This window comes from Motiliproteus sp. MSK22-1 (assembly GCF_001968815.1).
Taxonomy (GTDB): domain Bacteria; phylum Pseudomonadota; class Gammaproteobacteria; order Pseudomonadales; family Balneatricaceae; genus Motiliproteus.
Window position 1 is genome coordinate 308,353 of the sequence record NZ_MIEQ01000044.1, and the last position, 25,624, is coordinate 333,976.

Consider the following 25,624-nt stretch of genomic DNA (forward strand, 5'->3'; position numbering starts at 1 on the left):
CTTATCAAGCTTAATGCGATTTCAAAGTGCCCATTTCTTTCTCCCTTGTGAGGAGTTCGAAGTTCATAAAAATATACACATTTTACGTAAACGTCAATTATATAAAACGCACAAACAATCTTGGCAGCATACGATTTTCAACCAGAAACTGAGTAAAAACACCGGCCAACAAACAATTGAGTCACGGATTACAGATATTACAAAGCAGGAAAAGCCGAAGGTCCCATAGCACTACGCAATTTCAATGCGAAAGTACACCCATGGTAAAGCTGAAAAGTTAGGTATTCCCGACGGCTTTTATAATTTCTACAACCGCATATTAAGGCTGCATATTGAGGTAAGCGCGCTGAACGTCTCTTAGATCCAGCTCCAGAATGGTGGCGTAGGTGTCATCTTGAATGGGAAAGGCTTTAACCACTCTTGCACCGCGAATAATCCCCCCCACTGCTGCATTAAACTGATCGTTTTTTACAACCATATCTTTCACTTGAGTCGTGCCAAACAGGTATTGCCCATGAACAATTGCCGCCAGCTCCTTATAGGCCTGCAACTTTGATACTCGCATGGCATTGAGGACTTTGTGTCCTCGACTCGCACCAGCTTGAATGCTGATCGGCGCATAACCGGTGGCAGTAACCGTGCGTGATTCAATTGCTATAGCATCTCCAGCTACCGGTGAATCAGGTCGCTGAAATTTTTGACGAACCTGCTGGTACTCATACTGAACGGTGTCACATCCAGCAAGCATCACAGCCAACAATAAAACTCCAACGCGTACCATCACACCCACACCTTCTAGTTAAGCTTTCCAAATAGTTTGTACTACAACCGGTTTATTTTACAGAGGTTATTATCCAAACGAATATGCTGTTGACGCTCTAAAAATTCCGATCCACTGAAAGAATATGGCCCAACACCTTATTAAATCCAGAGTTAAAAGAAATAATGACTACACCGCTTGTATTTAGTAAACGGGGACACCACCATTCTCAATGATCATACCGTCGCGACTGTCCAGCGGATTATAACCGGGCAGCCCCCCTTCCAGATCCCGGGAAGCCAGTTGTGACTGGCCGGTAGCCACAACCTGCCTGGTAATAACATCTAATACTCGAGCATTGATGAGTATGCCATCAGAATTGACAATGTAAGTCCCGCTCAGCACATAGCTGATACGGTGCTTTCGATAGTAGTCTGCCAACCCTGAACCAACAGCTTTTTTTCCAGTTTTAGAGAAAGGTATCGCTTTATGATCGATTAAGTTAAACCCTCGGGTCTGCATCTCATGAAAAAACCCTTCCGCCAGTTCATTACCAAGGTTCCGCTTGCGGTCAGGAGCAGACAAATCGACAAAGGGGGCGATAGTAATGGGTAATCGCTTTATTCCTCTCTTTTTCAACGCTATCTCAATCTGAACAGACATAGCACGAACCGGCTGCCCAAAAACAGGAAGCGTTCCTCCCAGGGAAACCCTGTCGAGCTGCCGTTCCGACGGTATCAGTGCTGATTCATTTACAACCTTGGTCCTGACTTCATTCTCAACGACAACACGGACCGGCTGAGATTGGAAACTGCAACCCGCTACCAACGATAAACAAAGAGCCAGTAAGATCGTATTTTTCATCGGTTTATTTTCATCTGTTTAGGTTTAAGCTAGAAGGAAACAAAATAAGCACTCACCTGAATCTCCATATCAATAAAGGAGCTATCAATAAAGAATCTATCAAGACATAAATCTACCACAAACGAATCAACTCCTATACCTTATCGCCTCTCTTGGTAACGGCGTTTGTGGATAACTGCTATTTATACTGGTACTCGTCTCTGGAAGCGAATGCGAATAATATTGCCAGACAGACAACAGCCCAGCAGATTACTCAGTATCGATAACCGATAAAAACCGGGAATGATTTGCATACTTTCTGCAAATTCCTTAACTTTAAATAGCGGCTTCTTTAGATAAAGCTTGAAGCTGCAAGTCCATCTGATATCTGTACCAAAGCCTATTTGCCAGCACGAGTTACAAAAAGACTATGCGTATTCCACTCCGAGCAGTCCTGATTTTTTTCCTAGCGACAACCTGCACTCTATTTGTTCTCAATCGAACAGCACAGGCTATCAGCATCGAAGCGGAAGGCCGGGCACTAATAACCAATCAGGATATCGAATCCGCCAGAGAGCAGGCCCTGCGCAATGCATCCCAACAGGCAATGCTCCAGGCAGGCGCATATGTCAGCAGCACCCAAACGATTGATCAGGGGGTACTCAGCGTCGATAACCTGCGTGTTCGCAGTCTTGGCAGTCTAACTCGCGTTAAAGTCATTGACGAACAAGTCAGGGGGGAGCTGTTTATCATAAAAATCAGCGCTGAAGTGGATGCCGAGTCCAGCTGTCAGCAAGCAGGAACTGCCGCCAACTACCAAAAAACTGCTGCAATTGCCGCCTTTCCGATACAAACACCGACTCAGGCCAACCTCGGTGATCTGCATGATGCTAAACAGATCATCAGTAAAATCATCACTGACAATCTTTTACGGCAGGGAAATCTCAAGGCAATGAATGCCAGCCATATTGCCATAAATCCGGTTTTGAGCACCGCCGCAAGTTTTGAGAATCCCCGCGGAGCGGTGACTAACACTCTTCAGAACTTTAAAGATCTCGATGTTCAATTTATCGTTTCAGGTGTTATTCGTGACCTCAACAGGTTTGATCCCAGCCGAAGTTCAGAAGGTAACTTCTTTCGCAACCTATACGACTCCATGGACTACAGAGGCAGACAGCATATGAGAAATTTCGCTCTGGAGCTGTTTATCCATGATGGTTTTACCGGTGCCCTATTGTTTAATCGCAATTACCGAGAAGGCGGACTCTGGAGACTCGATGACCATCAAAAAACAGGCTTCGGTACGGCTGCGTTCCTAAAAACGGACTACGGCCAGAAAGTGAACAGTCTCATTCTGGAAGTCAGCAAAGATATTGAAAAACAGCTTAAGTGCGAACCTTTTCGCGCGAGAATTGTGCGTACTGACCGCAACTCTATCACCTTCAATGCTGGCGCAATCGTTGGTGTTCGTCCTGGAGACAAACTGACTGTTTATAGGAAATCCACATTCTATGATCAGCAGGACAAGCCTCATATCCGACTGGAAAATACAGAGCATACTCTCATCGTAAATGAGGTACATCCGCTGTTTTCAGAAGGGAAAATTTCGGTCGATACTGAAAGTAAGAATATTCAGCAGGATGATGTACTGATGGCCTGGTAGGCGAAAAGGCCCGGGTAACTGTCAACCAACAGTCACCAAAACCTCTTCTGTATACACATAAGCACCAGACCAGTGCCTTAAAAAGACGCTATTCTTCAGCAGTCATCAATGCATGATTATCACTTTTGACGGCCTCGTTAAACCAAGCCAGTTTTTCATGCAAATTAACGACTTCACCAACAATGGTTAGCGTAGGAGGCGATAACGGAGTCTCCTTAAGCTTCTCGTTAATCGTTTCCAGAGTACCTATAAGTACTTTCTGTTGTGGTGTTGATCCCGCCTGAACAAGTGCAACAGGGGTTTCCTCAGGTTTACCGTGTGCAATCATCTGTGTGCAGATGTGTTGCAAGCGGTGTAACCCCATATAAAAAACGATGGTCTGATTTGGATGAACCAACTCTGGCCAGTTCAAGTCAGAAGTACGGTTTTTAAGCTGTCCGGTAATAAATTTTACCGACTGGGCATAATCCCGATGGGTCAAAGGAATACCTGAGTAGCTTGAGCAGGCAGAAGCTGCTGTAATACCAGGCACGACCTGAAATGGAACCCCCTGAGCAGCCAACGTTTCAAGCTCCTCTCCTCCACGACCAAAAATAAAGGGATCTCCCCCTTTCAGTCTTAATACTCGTTTTCCTTCCAGTGCCAGACGAGCCAGCAATTCATTAATATCTTCCTGCGGCACGGCATGATTCGAACGCTCCTTTCCAACATAAATCCGATCGGAATCGCGGCGACACAAATCAACTATTTCGGGAGAAACCAGACGGTCATAAAGAACAACATCTGCCTGCTGCATCAATCGAAGGGCCTTAAAGGTCAGTAACTCCGGATCACCGGGCCCTGCTCCGACCAGATAAACTTCCCCTACGGCAGGTTCATCAGAAACCTCGTCGGACAAGGCCTGCTCCATCATCAACTCAGCACTACGGGGGTTGCCAGAAATCATTTTTTCAGCAATGGGCCCCTGAAACATTTGCTCCCAGAATGCTCGACGTTGACGAATAGTCTTGAATTTTGCTTTGACCTTACCCCGAAAACGGCCTGCCATTTCGCTTAACTGGCCATAGTAGGCGGGGATAAGTGTTTCCAAACGTGCTCTTAATAAACGCGCCAGTACCGGAGATTTACCGCCGCTGGAAACCGCAACCATCAATGGTGACCGATCAACAATAGCAGGGAAAATAAAGGTACAGAGTTCGGGACTGTCAACAACATTGACAGGCAGGTTATTCCCAGTGGCATCCTGGTGTACCTGCTGGTTAACCACCGGGTTATCTGTCGCGGCAACGACCAGCACTTTGTTATCGAGTAGTCCCGATTGGTAATCACCACGAATAAGCTCACCACCCGAGGATTCGACCAGCACAGCCAGTTCTGCATTTATCTCAGGTGAAACAACAGTGATAATGGCACCGGCTCGCTCCAGCAACAACGCTTTACGCTGGGCGACATCACCGCCACCCACCAGCAGACAGGATTGACCTTTCAGGTCAAAAAAAAGTGGTAAGTAATCCACTGATACTCCTCAACTTAGGGTGCCTAGTAACGAGCGAGGGTTCACCCGCATAGCACACCGATCCTTAGCAACGGTATTTAGTCTCTATACCAAAAACAGGGCTGATTCAACGGTGCATTCAGCACCTTAGCTCAGAACAGCCCTCTAAGGATCTATCAGGAGGGCTTCTTGAGCGAGGTCACTGGATGCAGGCCACACTCCTTGCTGTCAGGGTTTTCCCACCACCAGCGGCCAGCACGGACATCTTCGCCGACAGCAATGGCTCGAGTGCAAGGAGCACAACCAATACTGGGATAATGCAGGTCGTGAAGCTCATTATAGGGAACTTCCTCAGCCTTGATATATGCCCAGACCTCTTTCTCGGTCCAGTCTGCCAAAGGGTTTATCTTCTGTAATTGATTTCCCTCATCCCACTCGTTAAAGGCTATGGTACCACGGGTCATAGCCTGTTCACGACGGATGCCGGTAACCCATGCTTTCTTGTCGCTCAGAGCGCGTTTCAGCGGTTCTACCTTGCGGACATGACAGCACGCCTTACGCAGATCCTGCCCTTGATAAAAAGCATTAATACCCTTTTCACGAACATAGCTTTCAACGGCGTTCGCCTCAGGATAATAGACCTTTACCTTACGGTCATAGTGCTCTTCCAATTTTGCCAAAAGAGTTAAAGTTTCCTCAGGCAAGCGTCCGGTATCGAGACTGAACACTTCTATCTCTGGAACAAAGCGGCAAATAAGATCATTAATCACCACATCTTCTGCACCAAGACTGTTGGCAAAAGTAACATCGCCATACTCCTGATGCGCTGTCTGAAGCAGACTGACAGCATGTTCCACTTTTGCCTTCAACTCACTGCTGAGCGATGACTTATCGAGAGAATCTGACACGGAGACAATCTCCTCTATCTTTGTATATTATATTCTTATAAAAAATCGCTATCGCTTAAGGAATATCTATTGCCGATAAATCGGTCGCGGATCGTCTGCAGCCCCTTGTAGCTGAACAGTAATTTCTTGGAATGCTTCTAACATTTCATCACTGTAACGATCTTCAGCTATTTCGTAGGCATTGATACCGCAACGATGCATAAAGCGAAGACGATCCCAGGTAACATCCCCGACAGCACGAATTTCACCCTGATAACCGTATCGCTGGCGAAGCAGCCGAGCCTGACTGAACGCACGTCCGTCACTAAACACCGGAAACTCCAACGCAATCAACGAGAGCTTATCCAGGTCTTCAATCAAATCGCCCAGCTCAAAATCATTATCAATTTTAACGCCCACACGACCATCATGACTAAGTAACGCCGGTCGGTTTTTCTGCCATTGCTCCCAGCTCACCAAAAGATCGCCTGAAAGCTGATCGACAGAGAGCACCTCCTCACCACCAGCAGATTCATCTCCCAACAGAGAAGTCCAGCTATCCAATTCAGCCCGTTGTTGATTAATGATCAGTGGCATAAACTCTCTCCTTAAACGGGGCATTACCAACGCGACGATAAGTATCTATAAAACGCTCATCTTCCTGTCTTATTTCGATATAGACAGACAAAATCTTCTCTAAGGTATCAGCGACCTTTTCTTTCGGAATCGAACGCCCCAGGACCTTACCCAAAGAAGCATCTTTGGTTGCAGAGCCGCCCAGAGTGAACTGGTAATAAGACTCATCATTCTTATCAACCCCGAGGATACCGATATGCCCCACGTGGTGATGGGCGCAGGCATTAATACAACCGGACATTTTCAGCTTGAGCTCACCAATATCGTAAAGGTAATCAAGATCATCGAAACGTTCGTCAATCTGCTGAGCGACACCAAGAGTCTCGGCATTAGCCAGGCTACAGAAATCCAGTCCCGGGCAGCAGATCATATCCGTCAGCGTGCCAATTATTGGACGCGCAAGTCCAAGCTCAGTCAGCGCTTTCCATAAACTGTAAACGTCAGACTGCTTAACATCTGCCATCACCATATTCTGCTCGTGAGTACTGCGAACCTCTCCAAAGCTATAACGATCAGCCAGATCGGCTATCGCATCCAACTGACTTTCAGAAAGATTACCGGTGGCTTTGAACCTTGATCCCAGTAGGTTATTACTGTTCTCTGAATGAACTCTCAAAGCCAGCGTAACTGCGATATATCCAGGTACCTTGTGGTTAAAGGTATTACGTTCAACCCATCGAGCAAACTCAGGATCAGTCTTCAGCTTGTTTTCAAACCCAGCGTCAGAGCCATCAAAGTGTTCATAGGCCGGTGGCTTAAAATAGCTTTTCACTCGGTTGATTTCACTGTCGGTCAAGCGAAGTTCCGAATTGCGTGTATGTTCCCAGTCAGCCTCGACCAGCTCACGGAATTTATCAATTCCAATGGCATTAACAAGAATTTTAATACGAGACTTAAACTTGTTGTCACGGCGGCCATACATGTTGTAGATCCGCAAAATAGATTCGATGTAGGAGAGAATCTCTTTCTGCTCAACAAATGGGCGAATCTGCTTACCGATTACAGGCGTACGGCCAAGCCCTCCACCCACTAATACCTCAAAACCGACTTCTCCACTCTCGTTGCGGACAATGCGGATACCGATATCATGTACCTGAGTGGCCGCTCGATCCTCGTCTGCAGCGGTGACTGCAATCTTGAATTTTCTGGGCAGATAGGTGAATTCAGGATGCAAGGTAGCCCATTGGCGAATCATCTCACACCAGGGACGAGGATCTTCTACTTCGCTGGCCACAACACCGGCAAACTGATCTGAAGAAACACTTCGGACACAGCTACCGCTGGTCTGGATGGCATGCATCTGAACCGTTGCCAGCTCACCAAGAATATCAGGCACTTGTTCCAGCTTTGGCCAGTTAAACTGCACGTTCTGACGGGTAGTAAAATGCACATAACCCTTGTCGTAAGTCCGCGAAACGTCAGCCAATTTGCGCAACTGCTTTGAAGAAAGCAATCCGTAATGTATCGCGATTCTTAACATGGGAGCATGACGCTGAATATAGAGGCCGTTATGCAGCCTCAGAATTCGAAATTCGTCCTCAGGAATTTCTCCGGCGAGATAACGCCGAGTCTGATCCCGGTACTGCTCAACGCGCTCCTCGATGAGCTGTTGCTCACGCTCGTTGTATACGTACATCTTTACCTACCTTATATACCGCAATACGGCTCCGCCGCTTTAGTTAAACTTTATCAATAGCCTGCATTATCAGCTGCGAACTAATCAGCTACGAACTATCAGAAACATCAGTAGCGGAGCCACCCTATAACAAATGAAGCGACCCGTTCCGGGCCGCTCCTTATATCAGCTTTTTACTCTGGCTGCTTTTCTGATTTTCAGTTTTTGTCAGCCAGCCGGTTTATTTTTTGCTTCAGCTATCCAGCCAGAACAAACTTCAATCCAATGAATAGCAACAGACTACCCATCAGAGGTTGCATGATACGAGCGGACAAACGTGTCCCTAAATGACTGCCGATAAACACTCCTGGTAGTGATCCGGCCAACAAATAAGCCAATAACGTAAAATCCAGATTACCCAGCTGCCAATGGCCGACACCTGCAACACTGGTCAATACAACGGCATGCACCAAATCCGTCGCGACAATCATCGGCATCGTCATATGAGGGAAAAGAACAATCAGTAGCGCCGTTCCCAGTGCCCCAGCTCCGACAGAAGACAGAGTCACTAACCCACCCAGTACCAATCCCGCGAAAGTTGTTAACACCATACGCCAGCGACGGACTGTATTTTTCAGCTTTACCGCCTTGGTATTAATCACAACGTCTCGTATACGATTTCGAAGAAAAACAGCAATTGAAGTCAGCACCAGACTGACACCAAGGGTGATATTAATCAGCTTTTCAATACTTTCCAGCGCCTCAATGCCACTCAGAATCCAAAGAGTAAAGAGAGCACCGGGCACGCTGCCTAACAGCAAAGCAACAACAATCGACCAGTTAACCAATTTTTTTCTGGCATAAGGCCAGATACCGCCCGCTTTAGTAAAAGCGGCATACATCAGGTCGGTGCTTACTGCCACAACAGGGTTAATGCCAAAGCCAACAATCAATATTGGCGTCATTAAGGCACCACCGCCAATTCCGGTCAGTCCGACAATAAAGCCTACAACAAGGCCTGCAAAGCTATATGCCAGTTCCATTTAACCCTCAACACTCCTGCACTGAAGCTCTAAGCTGGTGATCGGGCGTAAACAGCCAACCCAAAACAAACACTAAAATCAGGAGGCTATAATAGAGAAGCAGGCATATAACACAAAAGAATAATTAGAAATTTACTCATAGCTTTTTGTTATTTAAAGTATCTAAAAAAACGTATCTGTTTGTTTTTATTAGAACTTTGTTTTTTAATTCCAAACGAGTATAAAAAAATTCGAATTTATTCTTTTTTCTTTTAACCATATAGAAGGTACTATGCGCGACAAACTGATGTAAGACATGCCTGCATCCTCCCGGATCCAGGCACTTGGAATATAGAGCAGAATCATGAGCGCATTGACGGAAAGTAGTCTTTCAACCTCCTCCTTATCAGAGCAGGTGTTGTCAGAAAAAAAACTGACTCACTTAAAACAGCTGGAAGCGGAGAGCATCCATATCATTCGTGAAGTAGCCGCAGAGTTTGAGCGTCCTGTAATGCTCTACTCGGTAGGTAAAGACTCTGCGGTCATGCTGCATTTGACCCGTAAAGCGTTCTATCCGGGCAAACCTCCATTCCCGTTAATGCACGTAGACACCACCTGGAAATTCCGGGAGATGATCGAGTTCCGCGATAAAATGGCAAAGGAGGCCGGTATGGATTTAATCGTCCATATCAATCAGGAAGGCGTGGAAATGGGTATCAACCCCTTTGTCCATGGCAGCAAGAAACACACTGATTTGATGAAAACCGCTGCCCTTAAGCAGGCATTGGATAAATATCAGTTTGACGCAGCTTTTGGTGGCGCTCGTCGGGATGAAGAAAAATCCCGAGCCAAGGAACGCGTATTCTCTTTTCGCGATAAAAACCATCGCTGGGATCCAAAGAATCAACGCCCTGAACTCTGGAATCAGTACAACGCCAAGATTGATAAAGGCGAGAGCATCCGAGTCTTCCCTCTTTCCAACTGGACAGAGTTGGATATCTGGCAATACATCCATTTGGAGAGTATTCCAATCGTGCCGCTTTACCTGGCAAAAGAGCGCCCAGTGGTGGAACGTGATGGCACTCTTATCATGGTTGACGATGATCGTATGCAACTGGAACCCGGTGAAAAGCCTGCCATGAAAAGTGTCAGGTTCCGGACCCTGGGTTGTTACCCGCTGACCGGAGCGGTGGAATCAGAAGCCTCTAACCTGCCTGAAATAATCCAGGAAATGCTGCTAACTACAACGTCAGAGCGCCAGGGTCGAGTGATCGATCATGATCAGGCCGGGTCGATGGAAGAAAAAAAGAAAGAGGGTTACTTCTAACTTTCGAGCTTATCGAATGACCCTGATTGAGAGTTGGTATTTGAGATCCGACTCCGCAGGACTGTATGCACGAACAAATTAACAGCTGCAACGGATAGCCTGTTTTGTAGCGGCATAGAGTTTGTAAAACATGGTTGTTGTAAAAAACCAGCGCTTGAACCAATAGAACAGCGCTGAACAGCCCAACAACAGTGAACAGAATTTTAAGACGAGTTGAACCACGATGAGTCACCAGTCAGAACTGATCAGCGCCGATATTCATGCCTACCTGGCACAACATGAACAGAAAGAACTGCTTCGTCTTCTTACCTGCGGGAACGTAGATGATGGAAAAAGCACCCTGATTGGGCGCCTGCTTCACGATTCCAAAATGATTTATGAAGATCAGCTGGAAGCAATTAAATCCGATAGTGTGAAATCAGGTACCACTGGCGAAGAAGTCGATCTGGCACTTCTCGTTGATGGCCTGCAAGCGGAACGTGAACAGGGTATTACTATTGATGTTGCCTATCGCTATTTTTCCACCGCCAGACGCAAGTTCATTATTGCCGACACTCCCGGGCACGAACAATACACACGTAACATGGCAACAGGAGCATCAACCTGCGACCTGGCTGTGATTCTTATTGATGCACGTCACGGGGTACAAACTCAGACAAAACGGCACAGTTTTATTACTTCTCTGCTCGGTATTAAGCACACCATCATCGCTGTAAACAAGATGGACTTGGTGGACTACAGCGAAGACGTGTTTAATCAGATAAGCAGCGATTTTGAAAATTTTGCCAAAGAACTAAACCTTAAAGACGTTCATTTCTTACCTTTATCCGCACTGAAAGGTGATAACGTAGTGAATGCCAGCGATGCCATGCCCTGGTATCAGGGTCAACCACTGATGACTCTGCTGGAAAATATAGAAATAGCCTCGGATCGCAATCTGGATGAATTTCGCTATCCGGTACAATATGTGAACCGGCCAAATCTGAATTTCAGAGGCTACTGCGGCACCATCGCATCAGGTATTGTTCGCCCAGGTGATGAAGTCACGGTGCTTCCGTCAGGGAAAAGCAGCAAGGTTAAATCCATTGTTACATTTGACGGAAACCTTGATCAGGCCTTCGCTCCAATGTCCGTAACACTGACACTGGAAGATGAAATTGACGTCAGTCGCGGCGACATGATTGTACACTCGAAGAATGTTCCCGATGTCATAGACCGATTTGATGCCAACCTTGTATGGATGAGCGAATCTCCAATGCTCCCTGGCAAGGAATACCTTATCAAGATAGGCACGACAACTGTCAGTGGCCATGTTGCGACCCTGAGACACAAGATAGACGTCAATACCATGGAGCAGCATCCGGGCGGTAGCCTGGAACTGAACGAAATAGCGCTTTGCGAACTATCATTAGATCGTGCCGTCGTGGGTGATGACTATGCCGACCATCAGGGTACCGGCGCATTCATTGTAGTCGACCGTCTCAGCAACCTTACGGTTGGTGCCGGGATGATTAGTAAAGGGGGCAACAAAGCACTAAACCATAAAGCACCGAATATCAGTGTCAGCACCACCCCTCAGGTCAGCCGCAGTGATCGCGCTCGCCGTTTTGGCCAACAGGCCGGCAAGTTGTATATCATTGGTGGGACCGCAGAACAGCGTGCAACAGTCGCCTATAACCTGGAAAAGCAACTGTTTGATCAGGGTCGAGCCGTTACTGTTGTCAGCGATGAGCTGTTACAGCCTTCGATTAACCAAGACCTTGGATGCGATGAGAGTAACCGCGAACAGGCTCTATTGCGCTTAGACGCAACAGCGGACCTCATGGTAGACAGTGGATTAATCTGTATCTGCGCCGCCCCCAGCGCCCCACAAGATTGCAGAACTCTGGAAATTGGCGAACAGAAACTGGCAGAGTTGGTTTATCAGGGTCTTGCTCAATTGAAAGAGTCTGGTCTAATATAAGAACCTTCTTATGCAACTTGCTGGATAAGAACGGTTATTGCCGTTCTTATCCATGACGCATGGCATAAATCCCGTTACAATATGGCGCCGTCTATTTACTAGGCGGTCAGGTAGCACCCTTTTTGAAGATTATTTGATACTCACTGGTCAAATAATTAATCGAAACAGGTTGCTTGGACGGTATTGAAAGGTTGAATGGTTAAGAGTAGCAGTCCACCATGATTGATTACCTGCTGATTCTTGTCAGTACAGTATTGGTTAATAATTTTGTACTGGCCCAGTTTTTGGGGTTATGCCCGTTTATGGGCGTTTCCAACAAGTTGGAAACGGCTATGGGCATGTCCCTGGCCACTACATTTGTACTCACCCTTTCTTCCGTGTGCAGTTACCTCGTCTACGAATACCTGCTACTGCCGCTGGATCTAAGTTACCTGAGAACTATCAGTTTTATTCTCGTTATCGCCGTAGTGGTGCAGTTCACAGAGATGGTGGTGCATAAAACCAGCCCCATGCTTTATCGAGTACTCGGTATCTTCTTACCTCTGATTACAACTAACTGTGCCGTATTGGGCGTCGCCTTATTGAATATCAAGAAACAAAATGGCTTCCTTGAATCAATTTTCTATGGGTTTGGAGCAGCTGTTGGTTTCTCTCTGGCATTGATCCTGTTCTCAGCGATGCGTGAACGTATCGCCGTTGCAGATGTTCCCGAGCCCTTTAAGGGCTCCGCCATTGGAATGGTTACAGCTGGACTGATGTCCCTGGCCTTCCTTGGTTTCACCGGTTTGGTACAGTTCTAAGGATATCGATGGACGCCATTCTTATTGCGGTTCTGGCATTACTCGGACTGGCATTAGCCTTCGGAGCATTGCTTGGTTACGCATCTATCCGATTTAAGGTTGAAGGCAACCCGATCGTCGATCAAATTGACGCCCTATTGCCTCAAACCCAATGTGGTCAGTGTAGCTATCCTGGCTGTCGCCCCTATGCCGAAGCAATAGCTAACGGTGAGACAATCAACAAATGCCCTCCGGGCGGAGAAAGCACCATACAGGCTCTCGCCGATCTTCTTGACGTAGAAGCTATTCCGCTGGATGCAGAGCACGGTGAAGAAAAACCCAAGGCCATCGCATTTATCCGTGAAGATGAATGTATCGGTTGTACCAAGTGCATACAGGCCTGCCCGGTTGATGCCATCCTTGGCGCGGCAAAACAGATGCATACGGTTATCGAGTCAGAATGCACTGGTTGTGACCTCTGCGTGGAGCCCTGTCCTGTCGACTGTATTGATATGATTCCTATCGAAACCACTCTTTCCACCTGGAATTGGCCAGCGCCAAAACCCAGCGAACAGCTGATTGCCACAGACCGGGGACGCGGAGAACTATTCGATGGTAGCGCCGCCGGAGGGAGCCAGTCATGAGTCGTATCTGGAATTTCCATGGTGGTATACATCCCCAGGAAAACAAACAGCAATCGCTGACCATTCCACTTCGCCAGATGCCACTGCCAAAACGGCTAACGTTGCCGTTACAGCAGCATATCGGTACCCCTGCCATACCGACGGTCAAAGTCGGAGACAAGGTATTGAAAGGCCAGCGCATTGCTGAGCCCAGCGGTTTTGTCAGTATCTATATGCATGCCCCCACCTCTGGCACCATTGTTGAAATTGGTGATTATCCAGTGCCTCATGTTTCAGGGATGAGTGCCCAATGCATCATTCTCGAACCTGATGGCAACGAAACCTGGATAGAGCACCAGGGCGTAGAGGATTTTCGCACTCTTGAAAAAGCCGAACTGGCAGAAATCATTCGCTGTGCCGGTATTTCCGGCATGGGGGGGGCGGGTTTTCCCACCAATATAAAGCTGCATCTTAGTGATGACCATATCGTCAACACGCTGATTATCAACGGCGTGGAGTGCGAACCCTACATTACTGCCGATGACATGCTGATGCGTGAACGGGCCGCTGAGATTATCGGTGGTATCGAAATTGCTGCTTATCTGATAAAACCGACACATATTCTGATTGGCATTGAAGATAACAAACCGGAAGCCGCTGTGGCAATGACCGAAGCAGCAAGAACCAGTAAACTGAACATCGAAGTGGTTGTTCTACCCACCAAATATCCTTCAGGCGGTGAACGTCAGTTAATTAAACTTGTAACAGGGGTCGAAGTACCTCACGGTCAATTACCGGCAGATATAGGTATTGTTGTCCAGAATGTCGGGACCATGTCTGCAGTTTATCAAGCTGTCCATGATGGAAAGCCGCTTATATCCCGTATCACCACCCTCACCGGTAAAGCCCTCAGCTCTCCTGGTAACCTAGAGGTCTTACTTGGCACCCCGATAGCAGATCTGCTGGATTTCTGTGGAGTTGACAGCAGCAAACAGTCCAGACTTGTCATGGGGGGGCCGATGATGGGCTATACCCTTAACACAGCCCAAATACCCGTCATAAAAACCAGTAACTGCGTCATCGCCGGAACCCTGGAGGAATTTCCTCCGGCCCCACCGGCCCAAAGCTGCATCCGTTGCGGAAATTGCGAGCAGGTCTGCCCTGCTGAACTATTACCCCAGCAATTACACTGGTTTGCCAAAGGTAAAGAGTTTGATAAGGCGCTCAATCATAATCTGATGGACTGTATCGAGTGTGGCGCTTGTTCCTTTGTCTGCCCCAGTAATATCCCACTGGTACAGTACTATCGCTACGCCAAGTCTGAAATTCGTAATGAGCAACAGGAACAACGCAAAGCAGAGCAGGCGCGCATCCGGTTTGAAGCCAGACAGGCTCGCCTGGAAGCAGCTCAACAGGAGAAAGAAGAACGCAGAAAAGCTAGAGCTGAAGCGGCTTCAAAAGCCCAGGCAGCAAAAAGGAAAGCTCCGGTCACGACAACGACTGACTCTGCTATCGATCCTGAAGCCGAGCTTAAACAACTGAAAACTCAGGCAGCAGTTGCTCGAACCAAACTAAAAAAAGCAGAAAAAGCACTCCAGGAAGCGGAACAGAATGGTGCTGACAATATCGACCAGCTAAAACAGGATATTGAATCCGCCAAACAAAAAAGCGAGCTAGCACAAAAAGCATTCTCTGACGCGGAGAACAAGGCGCCAGCACCAGCAGCCCCAAGCCTGAAAGATTTAAAAGTAGCAGCTGCTCTTGCCAGAACCAAGGTCAGCAAAACAGAAAAAGTATTAGCCGATGCCGAAGCAAAAGGTGCTCCCAGTGTAGACCAGCTGAAAAACTCCTTGCAGAAACTAAAGGAAAAGGCCGAGCAAGCACAAAAAGCCTATAATGATGCGGAAGCATCAGAGACCGCAGGCAATGTCTCAAATGCCAGCAGCTCTCAGGGTACCCAATCGACAGCAGCTTCCACCTCAGCAGCCCAACCCATTGATCCTCCACAAAACGATGTCAAAGCTCTGAAAAGCGCGCTTGCCATAGCCCGAACAAAATTAAAGAAGGCGGAAAAAGCACTGGCTAAAGCTGAAGAAGAAGGCATCGAAGAGCTAGAGGACTTAAAACAGGCCGTTGCTGAGCAACAGGCCAAAACTGATTCTGCCGCCGCGGCCTTCGCTAAAGCAGAAGCAGACTGCCAGACGGCTAAAGAAGCGACCAATCAAGGACCCGACATCAAAGCCCTGAAAACTGCGGCAGCCGCAGCACGAACTAAATTGAAAAAGACAGAAAAGGCCTTGGCTGACGCTCAAGCACAGGGCTCTGCATCCGCAGAACCTCTTGAGAAAGCCCTTTCGGGATTGCAAGCAAAAGTTGTCCAGGCTGAAAAAGCACTGCAAGAAGCTCAGGCCCAAGAAGCCACTCTTGCCTAACTCCAGGCACTAATTGACAGTCGGAACAGAGACCCAATGGCATTATTAAGAATCACCTCACCCCACATACTGAAGCCGGGTAGAACCGGTAACGTTATGCTTCAGGTGATCCTGGCGACACTTCCCGGCCTGGCTGCACTCTGTTATTACTTTGGCTGGGGGCCATTGATCAACGTAGTCTGGGCTGCAATGCTGGCAGTGCTCTTTGAAGTCGCAGTTATTAGGTTACGTAAGCGCCCTGTTACATTTTATCTCAATGATTACAGTGCGATCCTGACGGCTGTACTGTTGGGGTTAGCACTCCCCCCTTTCGCACCCTGGTGGGTCACTTTCATTGGTATTTTTGTCGCTATAGTGGTTGCCAAACACCTTTATGGCGGGCTTGGCAATAACCCCTTCAATCCAGCCATGGTCGGTTATGCCTTACTGCTGATCTCGTTTCCGGTTGAAATGACACGCTGGGCACCACCGAGCTTGCTTACCGAAAGCGGCAATTTAGGACTGATCGAAACCCTGAAAGTAATCTTTGAAATTGTTGATTTACCTGATGCCTACACGATGGCAACGCCACTGGATACCTTTAAGCATAAAGGAGCACTGACAGCAGAAGAGCTTTGGAGCCAGTCTCCGTTGTTATCTCAAGGCCTGGATGCCTGGTATGCAATAAGTGGCGCCTTTGCATTAGGTGGACTCTATCTGCTGATTCGTAAAATCTATACCTGGCATATTCCCGTATCAATGCTGGTATCGTTGATTCTGGTATCCGGTTTTTTCTATGGCTCCGACCCGAGTAACTATGCACCTCCGCTTTTCCATCTTACTACCGGTGCCGTCGTCTTCGGTGCATTTTTTATCGCAACTGACCCGGTCACGGCCGCAACCAGCAATAAAGGAAAACTGTTCTTTGGTGCGATTATTGGCCTGCTGATCTATATTATTCGCACTTGGGGTAACTACCCGGATGCAGTCGCCTTTGCCGTTTTGTTAATGAATCTGAGTGCGCCATTTCTGGATTATTACACCCGACCTCGCACCTACGGTCATAAGAAATCCAATCGCGGGATCAAGGGCTAATTACCATGGCATCATCCAGTTCGCAACTATCCTCGATACTGACTGCAATACGACAGAACAGCATCGGTCTTGCCATATTCGCCATCGTGACAGCAGGTGCTATCGCGTTGACTCAAGCAGCTACCCAGCAACGGATTACCGAAAACCGTGAAGAAGCTCAAGCCAGAGCACTCTATGAAATCGTTCCCAGAAGCAGTATCGACAACGACCTTATCCGTGACACCATCCGCATTAATGATGCCAGCTCTATCGGCTATCAGGGGCCGGTAGATGCGTATATCGCCCGTTGGCAAGGAGAGGTTAAGACCGTTATTCTTCCTGTTATTGCGCCTGATGGCTACACGGGCAATATTGAAATGATTGTTGGTATTAATGCCAATGGCAGTGTTGCCGGTTTACGCGTGCTGGCCCACCAGGAAACACCGGGATTAGGTGATAAAGTTGATCTTAAAAAGTCAGACTGGGTGCTGGGCTTTAACGGCCAACAGCTACAGGAAGCCGATGATCCCCAGTGGGCGGTAAAAAAAGACGGCGGGCGGTTTGATCAGTTTACCGGTGCCACAATCACCCCAAGGGCGGTCACCAACGCCAGCAAACGGGCAGTGTTATTATTTCGCCAGCACAAGGCTCAGCTACTGAGCGCCACCCCCGCCAACGTCAAGAACAGGTCTGAGGAGGTTCCCAGCAATGGCTGATTCCAATTACCGCACCATTGCTCTGGATGGTCTGTGGAAAAACAATCCGGCATTAGTACAGCTACTCGGACTCTGTCCCTTACTGGCTGTGACAGGCTCTGTGATCAACGCCCTGGGCCTGAGCCTGGCCACGACCCTGGTACTGGTCGGATCAAACCTGTGCGTATCCATGATACGTAACTTTGTTCCCCCCACCGTCCGGCTACCGGCATTTGTGATGATCATTGCCTCTTTGGTGACCTGTGTAGAGCTGCTGATGCAGGCCATGGCTTATGAGCTTTACCAAATCTTAGGTATTTTTATTCCACTGATTGTTACCAACTGCGCAATTCTTGGTCGTGCTGATGCCTTTGCCAGCAAAAATCCGATTGTTCCTTCTGTACTGGATGGACTCATGATGGGAATAGGTTTTTCAGTGGTACTGCTGCTACTTGGTGCAATACGTGAAGTACTCGGTCAGGGCACCCTTTTCTCGGATATGCAATTACTATTTGGACCAGAAGCCGAAGCCTGGAAGATAACCTTGATCGGGGACTACCAAGGCTTTCTGTTTGCCGTTTTACCTCCGGGTGCCTTTGTCGGCATGGGACTGATCATCGCGGTGAAAAACCTTATTGATAAACGTTTGAAAAAGAAGGCGGAAACGATCGCTCCGGCTGTTGAAACCGGCTCTAAAAGAGTCCGCGTTACCGGATAGCTTCCAGAGATGGCTGGGCAGTGACTGGATTGTACTGTCTCTGTGCTGCATTATAGCTGCGCTTAATTCAGCATTATTTTATCGTTGGCAAACCGACCCGGGACTAATCTCTTGTCATGAATAAAGAAAAACGTCAGCAGATATTTGCAAGACTTCGGGATGATAACCCCAATCCGACAACAGAGCTCAACTATAGCAGTACTTTTGAGTTGCTGATTGCTGTTATTCTTTCCGCCCAGGCCACAGATGTTGGAGTCAACAAAGCCACTGACAAGCTATACCCGGTAGCTAACACTCCAGAAGCCATTCTTGCCCTTGGAGTGGACGGCCTTAAGGAGTACATCAAAACGATTGGTCTGTTTAACGCCAAGGCCGAAAACGTTATAAAAACCTGCCGAATGCTTATCGACAAGCACCAGTCGCAAGTACCTGATAATCGTAAAGATCTGGAAGCATTACCTGGTGTCGGCCGAAAAACCGCCAATGTGGTACTTAACACAGCTTATCGGCAACCAGCAATGGCTGTCGATACACATATATTCAGGGTATCCAACCGAACCAAAATAGCACCGGGGAAAAATGTGCTGGAAGTGGAAGAGAAATTGCTTCGTTTTGTACCCAAGGAGTTTCTGCTGGATGCTCATCACTGGCTTATTCTGCTGGGCCGCTATATCTGCACTGCCCGCAAACCCCGCTGTGGTGCTTGTCTGATCGAAGACCTTTGTGAATTTAAAGATAAGACCAGTGACTGATTGTTGAACTCCAAGAGGGGGACCGGTCCAAGCCCCCTCCTTTGTGAAGCTGGAATGCAAACTCCCTTCTTAAGGCGTCTTCAACCGTTTCGGTCAGAATAGTTAAGCGCAGACGGCATCAATAGAAGTTTATTTTGGTGTATTTAATGGCACTCAGGTAAAGTACAGCGGATAATCTAATAACATCAAAGCGCAACGAATTAAGGTAAATCAGTGTCACAAACACCAGAAAAACGTCGCTATTTTCGCCTGAATGATTCCTTGAAAGTCAGCTACCGGAAGCTTAACAAGAGTAGCTCGGATTCTAACAAAGGAAGCAGTCTGGATGCAGTCTATGGGCAAGGTAGTGATTTTGATCTCCGTTTCCAGACACTGATCAAAAGTTGCAAAGAAAAATCACCTGAAGTTGCCGAACTGGTGGGCATGCTCAACCAAAAGCTGGCTCATGTTATTAGTCGACTTGATGTGGATGAAGATCTAACCCAGCGTGTTGCCTTTAAACTTAGGATGGTTAATCTCAGCGCCTGCGGTATGGCATTCCCTATTGAAGAGCAGCTTGATGAAGGAGACAGAGTCAGTATTGATCTTGTACTTAACTCTGATAAAGACTCTGAAGAACAGCTCTCAACCACCGCCACTGTCGTTGCTTGCGACGAACTGCAGCAGATGAATCAAGGCAACCCATTTTATGTCAGGCTCAACTTTGATCGCTTAAACCCTCAAACTCAAAAAAATCTGATTCAATACCTCCTCAATCGTCAGGTTCAATTGCACAGGCATCAAAAAGGAAATATGGCTGCCTCCAGTCGATAGCCGAAACCGTTCTCTACTAAAAATCACATGCACTCTGAAAGATTACTGAAGTTAGAAGTCTTCGCACAAAGCAGCAGACAGCCTACTCAAGCTGCGCTCATTACAATCAAGCCGCGCAGCTCGCCAATAAGAATCTCTTGCAGGTAGTCGAGTTATTCACTTATCTGCTCTGGTCTGGCCAACGCCATGACGGCTGGTCCAGCATTCCCTGACCGATCACCTGTGTTTGACCGAGAGACTTTTCTAACGCCAGCGAATTGCATTGTTCGGCACTCTCCAAGGCCGCAATAAGTCGGCTGGCATGCGAGACAACCCAAACCTGGGTAGATTCTGACGCCCGGATAATCAGTCTGGCGAGGGCTGGTAGCAAGTCTGGATGAAGACTTGTTTCAGGCTCGTTGAGGACCATCAGCGGTGGAGGTCGTGGTGTAAGCAGAGCAGCTACCCATAGCAGATAGCGCAATGTACCATCAGATAATTCAAACCCAGATAATGGCCTCAACAATCCTTCCTGATGCAGCTCCACAGTAAAGCGACTATCCTGCTGAACAGAAATCCCTAAACGGGCTCCCGGAAATGCATCTGAAATAGCATCATGCAGTGCTTCAGTGTCACCTATTTCTATAATGGTTTGCAGAGCTGCAGCCAAGTCCCGGCCATCATGGTGAAGCACCGGAGTGCGAGTACCTAACTGAGGCAGCCGTGCCGGTGCTTCGGCATCTGTTCTGAAATGATCATAAAATCTCCAGCCTCGTATATCTTCTCTTAATGAAACGACCTCCGGTGTCCTCATGGGGTCTGCAACCTGACTGAACACACTGTCAAAACTGTTAGTATGCTGGCTGATAACATCCCAACTTCGACCTGAACGGGTTTTAATGACAGGCCCTTCCCTATCCAGCAACAAACTTGCCGGTCGATAGGCATTTCCGGCCCAAATACATTCCCTTTTAATTTCAGGATCCAAAGAAAAGACAGACTGGGATGGTTTAGGTAGCCCTAATGCAATGGAGTAGCCAAAATCATCATTAGAAAAACCCAGTCGTAATCGAGCGGCTTTTTGCCGTGGCCCGCCTTGTACAGGTACTTCGCCGCTACGCATCCTTTTTGAAAGCTTCTCTGGCCCTGCCCAAAATGTAGAATCAAGCCCTCCTTCTCGGGCCAGTGCATTAACGACCCCTCCCTGAGCTGTTTCAGCAAGTAACCTTAACGCCCGATAGAGATTCGATTTTCCGCTGGCGTTGGACCCGGTAATCAGGTTCAAAGAACTCAATGGAATGATCAAATTAAGCAGGGATCTATAGTTTCCAATAGCTAGTGTATTAATCATGCAGGGTGTGTCATCTAATTCCAGTCCAGGTCTTGAATATCTAATGCTACTTTAGAGACTTCATATTGGCTAGCGGAGAAAACTGGACTAACTCCCTTCAATCGGCATCTATCTGTCAGCTGTAGATATGCCCCCAAACGCAATCCCAGGGAATCTACCAACAGGTCCCTTGGGCCTCAGTTCTCTCCATTTGGGCGCAGATATTGCTCTTACTAATTAACCCGTTATAAAAGCGGCAAAATATTACCGGCTACAACATCGTTGCCAAAGGTAGGATTGATGACGTAATTCAAACTCCGATCGGAGTGTTTTCACTACATAGCAAGTGCTGATACACGAGCAAGGCGTCTCCAGGAACGACTGATGACGCATTTAAGTTCGAGATATTTTTTATTGGGATCAAAAAGTGATTTTTAAATCAATTTTAAATCCCAGGGTTTTCTTTTGCCTTAATATTTATAAAAACATCTCAATTTAAGCGGCAACAAACTGTATCAGAAACGGCAACCTGAGGAATGAAATTGCCGCTGAAAATAAAATTCAGTTTGGCCGGTTTTTTATTACTTCAAAATTCTGATTCTAGAAATCAGTTGCCTTAAAACGAACCTTAAAAATAGTTTTTTAAAAAATCAGAAACAGAATATATAAAAAATTAATGCAACAAAAACAGGCTAAGGCCAACAACCAACAGGAGAGTTTTGTTAGATATTTATCGTTTTTGAGAAACCACCTTTTTAAGAATGGAAAAACAGTAGAAGCGAGGATTCTATGATTATTGAAAGCAGCAATATTCAAATGAGTGCAGAGCACCAGAAATTTGAATTTAGAGAAGAAAGCAGCTCCCAACAAGGCTTTATGATGGAGTTTAGTGCCGCTCAGTTACAACTCAGCAGCTCCCAACTGAGAGTCAATGCCCAGAACATGACTCAACTATCATCCATGGGGGCTGCTTTCCAGCCCTTTTCTCAACAATCACAGCAAGCATTCCAGCCACTAACAGATCTCTTTCGCCTGATGCCTACAGAGATTGCTGATCGTTTTCAACTCGCCACTGCCGACTCGGCCCCCGTTGAACAATCCTCAGAAGATGCAGAAATATCCCTCAACAACAGTCGAGCCCGATTGTTTCAGGCACTTTTTGAAGCGCTGACCGGCCGTGCTAACAGGGTAGAAGCTGTCGAACCGGAGGTAGATCCGGTAACCCCGTCAGAATACTCAGATGCAGACCCGATCATAGGTTCTGTTATCGGGCAACAGCGTATGATAGAGGTCGATGTAACTGTTACAGAGTATTATCAGGAATCAGAATGCACCTCTTTCTCTGCCTGCGGCGTCGTACAAACCACTGACGGAGAGTCAATCGATTTGAACCTGAATCTGGAAATGTCTCGAAGCTACGAATCAACGTTGGAATATCAACGCAAAGAACAGGTAGTCTTCACAGATCCCTTGGTTATTAACTTTAATGGCACTGCGGCGGAACTGACCGATGAGAAATACGAGTTTGATCTGGATGTCGACGGTGAGACGGAGTGGATAAGCTTTCTTGACGAGAACAGTGGAATGCTGGCCTTAGATAAAAACGAAGATGGAATCATTAATGATGGCTCCGAGCTTTTCGGCGCAATCAGCGGTGACGGCTTTGCCGACCTTGCGCAATACGACGAAGACAATAATGGCTTTATTGACGAAGCAGATAGCGTGTTTGCAGATCTGAAGATCTGGAGTAAGCACGAAGGAGAGGATCAATTAAGCTCATTGTTGGATCGTAATGTTGGCGCTATTTACCTCGGTTCCACCAACACGCCTTTTGAACTCAAAAATGAAGAGAATGAAACTCAGGGGCGCATTCGTCAGAGTGGTGTCTACCTTGATGAAAATGGAGGGAGCGGCACTGTTCAGCAGATCGATATGGTCGTATAACTGTATCGAAATATATTCTGCTTCCGGAGATTTACTATTCTGATGATCTACTGTTGAGTCTGCCCGGCGTGTGAAGTTCCGGGCTTTCTCTGAGAATAGCAGCCATACATAAAAGTCACTCTCTGATTTATTACCAGCTTACGACCTCCCAACCAGATGGGGAGACCCCTGTGCTGGTCAGCAAATATCGCTTTTCGGGTTTTAGATGACTGTATAATCGGGTCAAATTGACTTCTGAAAAACGACCAAAAGCGGTTCGAAAAATATGATCCTTGGATGGCAGCTGGTCCAGATCTCCCAACAGCGCTTTATCTGTACCGATAACAATATTCCTATAACGGGTATTGGCTTCAAAATTATCAATCCAATCCCGCATACTATTAAAATTAGGTTTCATTGAAAACGACGTATCCACAACAACCAGAATGTCAGCCTGGTTAGTCTGCAAGTACCAATGAGTGCCCCCCCAGGCAGAAAGCTGGAGCAGCAAAAACAACGCAAATACCTTAATGACCTTCATATAAGCCCTTAGCTGCTTTTATAAACAAGCCCTTAGCCGTTTTTAATCAACAGCCCCTTAAAGTTACATTTCTGCATTCAGCAAATTACCGATACGATAAGAGGCAGATTCAGAGCTGGATTCAATATATGCTGCCTCAACCAAACCTGCCATCTGCTTTAAATGATCCGATTTCAGTTCGTAAGCAATGGTATGGATAGGAATACCTGTCCACTCCAGCACACTGCTCACCTCCTCAAAAGAGAGGCCTTTATTGGTTTCACCATCGCTCAATACAAAAATAACCAACTTATGATCGGGATGAGTTTTAGCAAACTGGGTTAGCTCATTGGCAGCAACCAGAACTCCGTCATTGGTTGCTGTTCCTCCTCCGACTGACAAATTCTTAACAGCCCCGATGAACAAAGCCTTCTGCTGAAGATTAAAAGGCCGTATAGAAAGATCCACGTTAACACTCTCACTATAGGTCACCAAACCAATGGAGTTGCCGGAACTAATCAGGTCCGATGATTCAATCAATGCCTTTTTCAGGTTTTTGATCCGCGTACCATCCATTGAGCCTGAGACATCCGCTACAAAAACTGCTGCTACCGGCTTACCGCCGGATTTTTTGTCTTTCCACAGCTTCTGAGCATTAAGGATTACCGAACCATTATCAATATCGTAGCTGCTCTTATAATTGGGTTGCTGAGCAAATCCATACTGTTTAATTGAAGCCTGATTATCCTTTACAAATTTAGCAAAAAGCTTAAGAACTTCCCGCTCAGCCTCATCCGCTTCAGCGGTGGCATACAACGGGCTGTCATGGCGCACACCAAATGGAATAAACTGATAGTCTCCCATACCGGTTACATTAACCCAGGACTGATGCTCCATGACCAGGGCATCCAGTACACCACTCCCGACGGCGGCATCTCTCATCTGCAGAGTATTTTGTGCAACAAAAGGCACTCCCAGCTGAAAGGCTTCAAATGCGCTGGCAACATCAGGCGATAGCAGCTGCGACTCATCCCCCCCTGCGAAAGAATCAAGAATCATCAGCAAAAAGTTGAGGCCTGTACTGGATTGGTAAGGGTTAGTGTAGCCCATCGCGAAAGTGCCACTGGTAACTTCAGTGAGCAGTTTCTGAACATCCAGAGCCCCATTACTGGTTACCATATCTGTTTTTGACTTACGTACCACTATACCGGCGGTATTCGGTGCAGTTACCTCAGCGATAGTGGTCAGCTCTATTCCCTGAGCACTGAGCATTTTGCCCCATAGAAAATTAGAAGGGGAATAGGCATCAGGTACATTCTGGTGAGCCAGGATAAACTGGGCACCCAACCCAGAAGCTATTTTTCGTATTCCTACCATGGCCTGCTTGCCATTGCTGATAGTAATGTTCTGGCGGTTAAACCGATCAGCCATAGCGATATAAAATCCATCCCGGTCTTTGCCCGCTTTTTCGGATGAAGTAAAAATTTCTACTGCTTCGACAGAACTGCTATCCCTGGCGGCCAAACTCATGGGATACTCTTTGATATCAGGTAGCATTGACAACAGGTTGGTTCTGGAGAGCTGGATATTGGCCCGGAACTGATTCTCTTTACGCGTTGGCAGAATCTGTTCATCCACCAACTTCTCAAGGCGCGCTTTAGCATCTTTTTCATTATCTATGCTGCCAGTGTCACAGCCAGAGATTAAAAGCCCGGCCAGCAAAACCACGGCTCCCACAAATCCAACGTTGTGTTTCTTCATTGCCATCTCTCCTTGAGATTTCCTAAACACTGATT

22 protein-coding genes are annotated in these 25,624 nt (G+C 47.1%); 12 read left to right on the forward strand and 10 right to left on the reverse strand.

The features are described from left to right. Positions 1-319: 319 nt before the first annotated feature. On the reverse strand, positions 320-781 hold the full coding sequence (locus tag BGP75_RS11975) for an LPP20 family lipoprotein (protein ID WP_076718831.1): 462 nt from the start codon (positions 779-781) through the stop codon (positions 320-322). Between the two features lie 183 nt (positions 782-964). Then, on the reverse strand, positions 965-1,624 hold the full coding sequence (locus BGP75_RS11980) for a FlgO family outer membrane protein (protein ID WP_083704779.1): 660 nt from the start codon (positions 1,622-1,624) through the stop codon (positions 965-967). A gap of 409 nt (positions 1,625-2,033) precedes the next feature. On the opposite strand from BGP75_RS11980, the gene BGP75_RS11985 reads away from it, so the two are divergent. Continuing rightward, the gene (locus tag BGP75_RS11985; RefSeq protein ID WP_076718832.1) at positions 2,034-3,266 is read left to right on the forward strand and encodes a flagellar assembly protein T N-terminal domain-containing protein; all 1,233 of its coding nucleotides are present in this window, start codon (positions 2,034-2,036) and stop codon (positions 3,264-3,266) included. Positions 3,267-3,354: 88 nt separating this feature from the next. Here BGP75_RS11985 and cysG read toward each other — a convergent pair whose 3' ends face one another. The 5 genes from cysG to BGP75_RS12010 all read right to left on the reverse strand — a co-directional run bounded on the left by cysG (position 3,355) and on the right by BGP75_RS12010 (position 8,942). Next, complete coding sequence (gene cysG / locus BGP75_RS11990) at positions 3,355-4,782, reverse strand: siroheme synthase CysG (RefSeq protein ID WP_076718833.1); 1,428 nt, start codon at positions 4,780-4,782, stop codon at positions 3,355-3,357. Positions 4,783-4,937: 155 nt separating this feature from the next. Continuing rightward, positions 4,938-5,669, reverse strand: a complete 732-nt coding sequence (locus tag BGP75_RS11995; protein WP_198939347.1) for a phosphoadenylyl-sulfate reductase — start codon at positions 5,667-5,669, stop codon at positions 4,938-4,940. Between the two features lie 66 nt (positions 5,670-5,735). Beyond that, positions 5,736-6,245, reverse strand: a complete 510-nt coding sequence (locus tag BGP75_RS12000; RefSeq protein WP_076718835.1) for a DUF934 domain-containing protein — start codon at positions 6,243-6,245, stop codon at positions 5,736-5,738. Then, on the reverse strand, positions 6,229-7,920 hold the full coding sequence (locus BGP75_RS12005; protein WP_076718836.1) for a nitrite/sulfite reductase: 1,692 nt from the start codon (positions 7,918-7,920) through the stop codon (positions 6,229-6,231). The genes BGP75_RS12000 and BGP75_RS12005 overlap by 17 nt, the downstream gene beginning before the upstream one ends. A gap of 236 nt (positions 7,921-8,156) precedes the next feature. Continuing rightward, positions 8,157-8,942 carry a sulfite exporter TauE/SafE family protein gene (locus tag BGP75_RS12010; RefSeq protein ID WP_076718837.1) on the reverse strand — a complete coding sequence of 262 codons (786 nt, stop codon included), beginning with the start codon at positions 8,940-8,942 and terminating at the stop codon, positions 8,157-8,159. Positions 8,943-9,285: 343 nt separating this feature from the next. On the opposite strand from BGP75_RS12010, the gene cysD reads away from it, so the two are divergent. The 10 genes from cysD to BGP75_RS12060 all read left to right on the forward strand — a co-directional run bounded on the left by cysD (position 9,286) and on the right by BGP75_RS12060 (position 20,076). Continuing rightward, positions 9,286-10,248, forward strand: coding sequence for a sulfate adenylyltransferase subunit CysD (cysD, locus tag BGP75_RS12015; protein WP_255395936.1), 963 nt, complete (start codon positions 9,286-9,288; stop codon positions 10,246-10,248). Between the two features lie 223 nt (positions 10,249-10,471). After that, complete coding sequence (cysN, locus tag BGP75_RS12020) at positions 10,472-12,211, forward strand: sulfate adenylyltransferase subunit CysN (RefSeq protein ID WP_083704780.1); 1,740 nt, start codon at positions 10,472-10,474, stop codon at positions 12,209-12,211. A gap of 218 nt (positions 12,212-12,429) precedes the next feature. Further along, positions 12,430-13,011: an electron transport complex subunit RsxA gene (gene rsxA / locus BGP75_RS12025; RefSeq protein ID WP_076718838.1), complete on the forward strand. Its 582-nt coding sequence runs from the start codon at positions 12,430-12,432 to the stop codon at positions 13,009-13,011. 8 nt (positions 13,012-13,019) lie between these two features. Next, positions 13,020-13,634 (forward strand): electron transport complex subunit RsxB, encoded by a 615-nt coding sequence (gene rsxB, locus BGP75_RS12030; RefSeq protein WP_076718839.1) that lies wholly within the window; start codon positions 13,020-13,022, stop codon positions 13,632-13,634. Next, entirely contained in the window at positions 13,631-16,045 is a 2,415-nt protein-coding gene (gene rsxC / locus BGP75_RS12035) for an electron transport complex subunit RsxC (protein WP_076718840.1), read from the forward strand. Before rsxB ends, rsxC begins: the two co-directional genes overlap by 4 nt. 36 nt (positions 16,046-16,081) lie before the next feature. Further along, complete coding sequence (rsxD, locus tag BGP75_RS12040) at positions 16,082-17,119, forward strand: electron transport complex subunit RsxD (protein ID WP_076718841.1); 1,038 nt, start codon at positions 16,082-16,084, stop codon at positions 17,117-17,119. 5 nt (positions 17,120-17,124) lie between these two features. Next, positions 17,125-17,814 (forward strand): electron transport complex subunit RsxG, encoded by a 690-nt coding sequence (gene rsxG / locus BGP75_RS12045; RefSeq protein WP_076718842.1) that lies wholly within the window; start codon positions 17,125-17,127, stop codon positions 17,812-17,814. Next, positions 17,807-18,511: an electron transport complex subunit E gene (locus BGP75_RS12050; RefSeq protein WP_076718843.1), complete on the forward strand. Its 705-nt coding sequence runs from the start codon at positions 17,807-17,809 to the stop codon at positions 18,509-18,511. The genes rsxG and BGP75_RS12050 overlap by 8 nt, the downstream gene beginning before the upstream one ends. Positions 18,512-18,627: 116 nt before the next feature. Continuing rightward, positions 18,628-19,263: an endonuclease III gene (gene nth / locus BGP75_RS12055; protein WP_076718844.1), complete on the forward strand. Its 636-nt coding sequence runs from the start codon at positions 18,628-18,630 to the stop codon at positions 19,261-19,263. A 213-nt stretch (positions 19,264-19,476) separates the two neighbouring features. Beyond that, entirely contained in the window at positions 19,477-20,076 is a 600-nt protein-coding gene (locus BGP75_RS12060; RefSeq protein ID WP_076718845.1) for a PilZ domain-containing protein, read from the forward strand. A 160-nt stretch (positions 20,077-20,236) separates the two neighbouring features. On the opposite strand, the gene BGP75_RS12065 is transcribed toward BGP75_RS12060, so the two are convergent. Then, the gene (locus BGP75_RS12065; RefSeq protein ID WP_076718846.1) at positions 20,237-21,406 is read right to left on the reverse strand and encodes an AAA family ATPase; all 1,170 of its coding nucleotides are present in this window, start codon (positions 21,404-21,406) and stop codon (positions 20,237-20,239) included. A gap of 768 nt (positions 21,407-22,174) precedes the next feature. Here BGP75_RS12065 and BGP75_RS12070 point away from each other — a divergent pair. Next, positions 22,175-23,329 (forward strand): hypothetical protein, encoded by a 1,155-nt coding sequence (locus BGP75_RS12070; protein ID WP_076718847.1) that lies wholly within the window; start codon positions 22,175-22,177, stop codon positions 23,327-23,329. A gap of 130 nt (positions 23,330-23,459) precedes the next feature. Here the strand turns inward: BGP75_RS12070 and BGP75_RS12075 are convergent, their stop codons facing one another. Both BGP75_RS12075 and BGP75_RS12080 read right to left on the reverse strand, forming a co-directional pair. Next, positions 23,460-23,849, reverse strand: a complete 390-nt coding sequence (locus tag BGP75_RS12075) for a hypothetical protein (protein WP_076718848.1) — start codon at positions 23,847-23,849, stop codon at positions 23,460-23,462. Between the two features lie 63 nt (positions 23,850-23,912). Continuing rightward, on the reverse strand, positions 23,913-25,589 hold the full coding sequence (locus BGP75_RS12080) for a VWA domain-containing protein (RefSeq protein ID WP_076718849.1): 1,677 nt from the start codon (positions 25,587-25,589) through the stop codon (positions 23,913-23,915). Between the last annotated feature and the right edge of the window lie 35 nt (positions 25,590-25,624).